Genomic DNA, 5,011 nt, shown 5'->3' on the forward strand with positions numbered 1-5,011 from the left:
CGTGTGCTCCCTTTTCGTGAACCGCCCGGTGCGGACCCGCATGCCGTGGTGGTGTGGGGACTGGGGGTTAGAAACCCCTGGTTACCCGATTAGGCGGATGCCCGCAGCTTGTGCGGATTTCTATTTGGGCATGTTTGGTCACTGCATCTCTCCGGGATGGTTTTTGTTCCCATGACCATTAGTGCACCACATTTCTTTCCGTCGCGCATGAACGAGCATCTTTTTCCCGTTGGACGCTCGGGTAGCCAGTAATCGCACCCCTTGGACGTGCACTTGTAAATAGGACCGAAACGGCCCCGAGCCACTTCCAAAGTACCTTGTTTACAGCTTGGACATGGTACCCCGGTCGGAGGAAGACCAGCATGTGCGCATTCTTTGTCAGCCATCGTCGGCGCTCCTGAGTTCGGTTAGGGAATAGCTGGCGCAAGCGGTATTCCGATTGCGCCAGCAAATACTTCGGGGATTAGGCCGTGCCTTCCGCCATTGCTATGAACTCGGGATTAGGTACGGCACCGGCCAAGTGATTGCTATAGTTGGTGAGCGTTTTCAGGGCCACCCCCATCACCACCTCAAATACCTGAGCCTTGGTGTAGCCTGACACGAGGAATTTCTGCACATCTTCTTCTTTGACCCACCCCTTTTCTTCCACGACCTTGCGAGTGAAGTCGCGCAGCGCATTGAGCTTCCGGTCGGGCAGTGGCTCAAGGGCAATAACCGCCTTCAAGACAGCGCCATCAACTTCGGCCCTACGTCCCAACGCGGTGTGTACCGTCTTGCAATAGCTGCACCCGTTTAGCGTGCTGACGGTAAGCAAAACGACCTGTCTTTCCTGCGGCGTCAGCGAAACCTTGTCGAAAGCCCTGTCGAGGTTAAGTACGGCATCGAGTACCAGAGGCGATTCGGACACATAGGCCCCCAGATTCGGAATGAAGCCGTAGAGGTCCTTGACTTTCGCCAGAACTTCGGCGGCACCTGCCGGCGCGGTCATGTCTGAGTGTTGAGTGAAGATGCTCATGATTTCTCCGGAAAATGTAGTTGAGTATGCCGGCAAGCCCTCCGACTAGACCGGTCGGTACAGACTAGCGCAGAGTAGACAGACCGGTCAACTGTTGGTAACGTTGCACCATGACTCAGCAAGAATTAGGGGTAACCCAAAATGAAACCCGCAGAATCACTCGATACGCGTGACCGTCTGCTCCAAACAGCCGCCGCCCTGATGTGGGAACGCAGCTTCCAAGCTACCGGGGTTGATGAGTTGTGCCAGCGTGCGAACGCAAAGAAAGGCAGCTTCTATCACTTCTTTCCCTCAAAGTCCGATCTTGCGGTTGCGGCCATGGAAAGCTTTTGGGAACACGCAAGAGCTGGGATTTTTGAGCCAGTCTTTTCAAGCTCGGAGAGCGGCCTGACTCAGCTTCGTGAGCTGATTGAAAGAATTCATGAATTGCAGGTCCAAGTCTCCGCTGAAAAGGGAGGAGTTCTAGGGTGCCCCTTCGGCAACTTGGGACAGGAGATGGCGCGCCAGGACGAGAAAATACGAGAGGCGTTGCAGAAGATTTTCGACTCTCACTGCCAGTTCATCGAAGCCGCGCTTATCCGCGCGGAACAGGCAGGTGAAATTCCGGCGGGTGATAACCGGCAACGAGCGAAGAACATATTCGCCTTGCTGGAGGGGGCGCTCCTATTGGCAAAGGTCGCAAACGACCCGCAGATATTTCGCCGCGTGATATCGGCGGTGACAGTTGTTGCAGCCGCCTAACGTTTGAGGTGAGGGGCCGCCGGAGCGGCGTAGCCGCGGAGGGAACCTGCAAGCGCAGCTTGCAGGTTCCCTCTCGACCGAATGGTTAGGGGTGTGGCTTTTCGTCGGAAAGCCCTTGTTCGCTCTTCTGAAGAATCTGTGGGACGAGGCGTTCTGAGAAACCAGCAATAAATGCCCAGAAGAGAAGCTTTGCTACATCCTGCCCTGATGCTGGATAGGTAGAGTTGATGAATCTGATCAGGTCGTCTGCTGTTGGTAGAGGCTCAGAAAATGGGGGAAATGCAAAATGAGGAAAGAGTGGTCCGTTCAAGATTTCACTCAAAAAGCCCACGTATAGAACGAGAGAGAATATCCCACCGTAGATTGGAATTAGCAGAATCTGAAACCATGACCGGGACAATAGTTCAAGTTCTTCATCGGCAAGCTTCTTCAGGCGTTGCTGGATGCTTACAAAACCACCAAGTAGTCCGCAACCAAAGCATAACCACGACACCATGAGTCGCTGGTGAAAGAGGAATGACAGCCCGAATATCGAAACCACTATCACGAGAGCGCAGGCTGTCATGAGAATAAGCCGCTTAGTAATTGTGTGGAGCTTTTCAGTTCGGCTGGACATAAGGCTTCCTTCTGCGTGAGCCCCTAACGTTCAAATTGAGGGGCGCGCCGTTTTTGGCGCGTCCCTCTCGAATGCAGGGTTAGGAGCGGGCCTGGCAAACCGACCGATAATGCCGAGATGGGTAAAACCAAACCCCACTGAATACTTGAGCCCGTAACCTAGAGCACGGTCAAAGCCAATGTGGGCGCACCATATGACGCCCGCACATGAAAGCACGGGGGCAGGGAGGAGGAACCCTACGAGAAGACAGGCAATCGCACCGATATACGAGTGTGCGGCATTGTAGGTTATGGCACCAACCCGTGCCCCAGCGAGATAACCTAGAAACGAAACGTCCGGGGTGAGAAAGAACAATGCAAACGTACCCCAGCTAAAGCCCAATTTCGAGTAAGCAAGCACCGCTGCGAGGAGAACACACAGCCCCTCAAGTCGAAGCATTAAACGTACAGCACCTGTAGTTTCACCGGACATTTGATCTCCTTGCATAGCGCCCAAAGTTTGAGTTCACCCGAGTGCCGCAGCGGGTGAAGCCCGCTGCAAGAGCGAACCATGAGTAGGCTGCATTGCCTGCCACCTCATCACCTTCCAGCCAACTCTCACCCCGCCCATTAGGGCGTAAATCGTTTCCAATGGCCTTCGGAGACAACCTCGACCATGCCATCGATCACTTTGATGGCGGTCTGATCGTCCATGGCGTACGCCGGCACACGCATGCCGGCGGCCCATTTTTCCGCGTGAGCCATGGAATTCTCCGGCAGCATCTCGTGATCGAGGTGTGGAAACATCGAAAAATCCACCAGTCCTAATGTTTCATCGCCACCGGTGGGCGGCTTCCAGCGGACGAAGTCCTCCCCGATGCTGGGGGCCATCACCATGCTCCCGGCGCTCAGTCCCACGTAAACCGTCTCGCGCAGTGACGGCAAGAGGCTTGCCAGTCCTGATTGCCGCATCCAATAACACAGGTACAAGGGATCGCCGCCTCCCACCAGCAGGACGTCAGTTGCCTGGACCATGGGGACCCAATGCTCTTTATCGATGCTGGGCAGCGCGGTCAGCTCCAGCACTCCCAAGGACTTCCAACCCAATTCGCACATGGGGCAGACGGGATCTCGTCCGCTGATCAGCCGCCATGCGATGTCAGCACCGCCGGGCAAGGCATACGCCGCGGTGGGAATGCAGAGGGCGCTGGACTCGGCAATCGGTTTGCCCAGCAGGTCGAGCAGCGCATTGTGGATGCTCGTGTTCTTGATACCGGCCGAGGTAAGAAGATACTTCACTGAAACTCTCCTTGCAGTTACCGAGAGCGTCCTTTGAGCAGGAACGCGATGGCTGCGGGCTAACGTTTGAGTTAAGTGGCGCGCGTCAGCGCGTCCGCTTGGACGAATTGTTAGCCGCCACCTGACGATCAGAGCGTAAATGTGGCAGGAGGTACCATCGTCCACTTCCCGCTTCAACCACGGCGCGCCGCTTCGATTGCCGCGATGTCGATCTTTCTCATCTGCATCATTGCATCGAATGCACGCTTGGCAGCAGCGCGATCGGGGTCGGTTATCGCTTCTGTCAAAGCCTGTGGGGTAATCTGCCAGGAGAGGCCCCATTTGTCTTTGCACCAGCCGCACGAACTCTCTTCGCCACCGTTGCCCACGATCGCGTTCCAGTAACGATCGGTTTCTGCCTGGTCAGAGGTTGCGACCTGAAAGGAGAACGCTTCGCTGTGCTTAAAGTTGGGTCCGCCATTAAGCCCGAGGCAGGGAATTCCCATGACAGTAAACTCGACCGTCAAAACATCCCCTTGCTTCCCGGATGGAAAGTCCCCCGGTGCGCGATGTACCGCACCAACAGATGAATCGGGGAAGGTCTTCGCGTAAAAACGCGCCGCCTCTTCGGCGTCGCCGTCGTACCAAAGGCAAATCGTGTTCTTTGCTTGCTTCATCATGTCACTTCTCCATGCGCACAGGGGCTAACGACGAAGCTCAGCCGCTGCGCCGCATCGGCGCGGTCGGCTGGAGCGCCTCGTTAGCCATCCACTTTAATTCGAAGTACGGACACCGTTCAATGCTCGGGTCATATGATAGAAGGAGCAGTGCTCGATCAATGTATTCGGGCTTCTGAAAGACGTGCCCATCAAGAAACTTTTCTACTACGTTGCGAGGCAAACCGGGTTCATCCGTATGTATCACAACCATGTAACCATCAGAGTACGGCGGGTCTTTCAGCGCTGGAAAACGCCGATCCTTCTTCGTGATACAGCACGTGAGCGCGTCGATAAACTTCTGTTGGTTCCACTCAGCCCATTCGCTGAGCTTCCTCTCCTTCCGTGCCCGCTTGTACTCGTGGATCATAGGGCCATCAACAAGCTCAGTGACCTCGATGGCGAGCCGCTGACCGCTCTCCCCAAGAGCCTCACAATCCGGAGGATCATTGGGCCGCCGGCGACTCTTTATCTTTGAAAAGAAGAGCGTGCCGTCGGCATGCATTGACTCCGCAAGGGCGACGACTACGCCCCACTCCTCTAGATCTCTATCTATCGCCCATCCGAAGAAATGTAAGCGTCCGACGGTTACCGTCGTGACAGCCTCAAGCCGCCAACGGCTGGGTCAGTTCCGTCACCTGATCGGCCAGGTTCCAGGGTAGGAACT

The 5,011-nt window shown here is 55.6% G+C and carries 7 protein-coding genes; 1 reads left to right on the forward strand and 6 read right to left on the reverse strand.

What is annotated here, in order from left to right:
• Nucleotides 1-463: 463 nt before the first annotated feature.
• On the reverse strand, nt 464-1,015 hold the full coding sequence (locus JOD69_RS24270) for a carboxymuconolactone decarboxylase family protein (protein WP_077730019.1): 552 nt from the start codon (nt 1,013-1,015) through the stop codon (nt 464-466).
• A 141-nt stretch (nt 1,016-1,156) separates the two neighbouring features.
• On the opposite strand from JOD69_RS24270, the gene JOD69_RS24275 reads away from it, so the two are divergent.
• Nucleotides 1,157-1,756 carry a TetR/AcrR family transcriptional regulator gene (locus JOD69_RS24275; protein WP_077730020.1) on the forward strand — a complete coding sequence of 200 codons (600 nt, stop codon included), beginning with the start codon at nt 1,157-1,159 and terminating at the stop codon, nt 1,754-1,756.
• 85 nt (nt 1,757-1,841) lie between these two features.
• Here the strand turns inward: JOD69_RS24275 and JOD69_RS24280 are convergent, their stop codons facing one another.
• From JOD69_RS24280 to JOD69_RS24300, 5 genes are all read right to left on the reverse strand, one after another.
• Nucleotides 1,842-2,372 (reverse strand): hypothetical protein, encoded by a 531-nt coding sequence (locus JOD69_RS24280; RefSeq protein WP_077730021.1) that lies wholly within the window; start codon nt 2,370-2,372, stop codon nt 1,842-1,844.
• A gap of 30 nt (nt 2,373-2,402) precedes the next feature.
• A complete protein-coding gene (locus JOD69_RS24285) occupies nt 2,403-2,858 on the reverse strand; it encodes a DUF4260 domain-containing protein (protein WP_346425841.1) in 456 nt (151 codons plus the stop codon).
• Between the two features lie 122 nt (nt 2,859-2,980).
• Nucleotides 2,981-3,649, reverse strand: coding sequence for a Type 1 glutamine amidotransferase-like domain-containing protein (locus JOD69_RS24290; RefSeq protein ID WP_086135665.1), 669 nt, complete (start codon nt 3,647-3,649; stop codon nt 2,981-2,983).
• 173 nt (nt 3,650-3,822) lie between these two features.
• Nucleotides 3,823-4,308: a VOC family protein gene (locus JOD69_RS24295; RefSeq protein WP_086135666.1), complete on the reverse strand. Its 486-nt coding sequence runs from the start codon at nt 4,306-4,308 to the stop codon at nt 3,823-3,825.
• A gap of 37 nt (nt 4,309-4,345) precedes the next feature.
• Nucleotides 4,346-4,849: a hypothetical protein gene (locus tag JOD69_RS24300; protein ID WP_210024358.1), complete on the reverse strand. Its 504-nt coding sequence runs from the start codon at nt 4,847-4,849 to the stop codon at nt 4,346-4,348.
• Nucleotides 4,850-5,011 lie beyond the last annotated feature (162 nt).

This window comes from Methylocaldum sp. RMAD-M (assembly GCF_017832375.1).
Lineage (GTDB): Bacteria > Pseudomonadota > Gammaproteobacteria > Methylococcales > Methylococcaceae > Methylocaldum.

What these genes read in the sequence shown, in the direction of transcription:
- JOD69_RS24270 (WP_077730019.1), bottom strand. Translation starts at nt 1,015, where the DNA reads ATGAGCATCTTCACTCAACACTCAGACATGACCGCGCCGGCAGGTGCC.
- JOD69_RS24275 (WP_077730020.1), top strand. Translation starts at nt 1,157, where the DNA reads ATGAAACCCGCAGAATCACTCGATACGCGTGACCGTCTGCTCCAAACA.
- JOD69_RS24280 (WP_077730021.1), bottom strand. Translation starts at nt 2,372, where the DNA reads ATGTCCAGCCGAACTGAAAAGCTCCACACAATTACTAAGCGGCTTATT.
- JOD69_RS24285 (WP_346425841.1), bottom strand. Translation starts at nt 2,858, where the DNA reads ATGCAAGGAGATCAAATGTCCGGTGAAACTACAGGTGCTGTACGTTTA.
- JOD69_RS24295 (WP_086135666.1), bottom strand. Translation starts at nt 4,308, where the DNA reads ATGATGAAGCAAGCAAAGAACACGATTTGCCTTTGGTACGACGGCGAC.
- JOD69_RS24300 (WP_210024358.1), bottom strand. Translation starts at nt 4,849, where the DNA reads ATGCATGCCGACGGCACGCTCTTCTTTTCAAAGATAAAGAGTCGCCGG.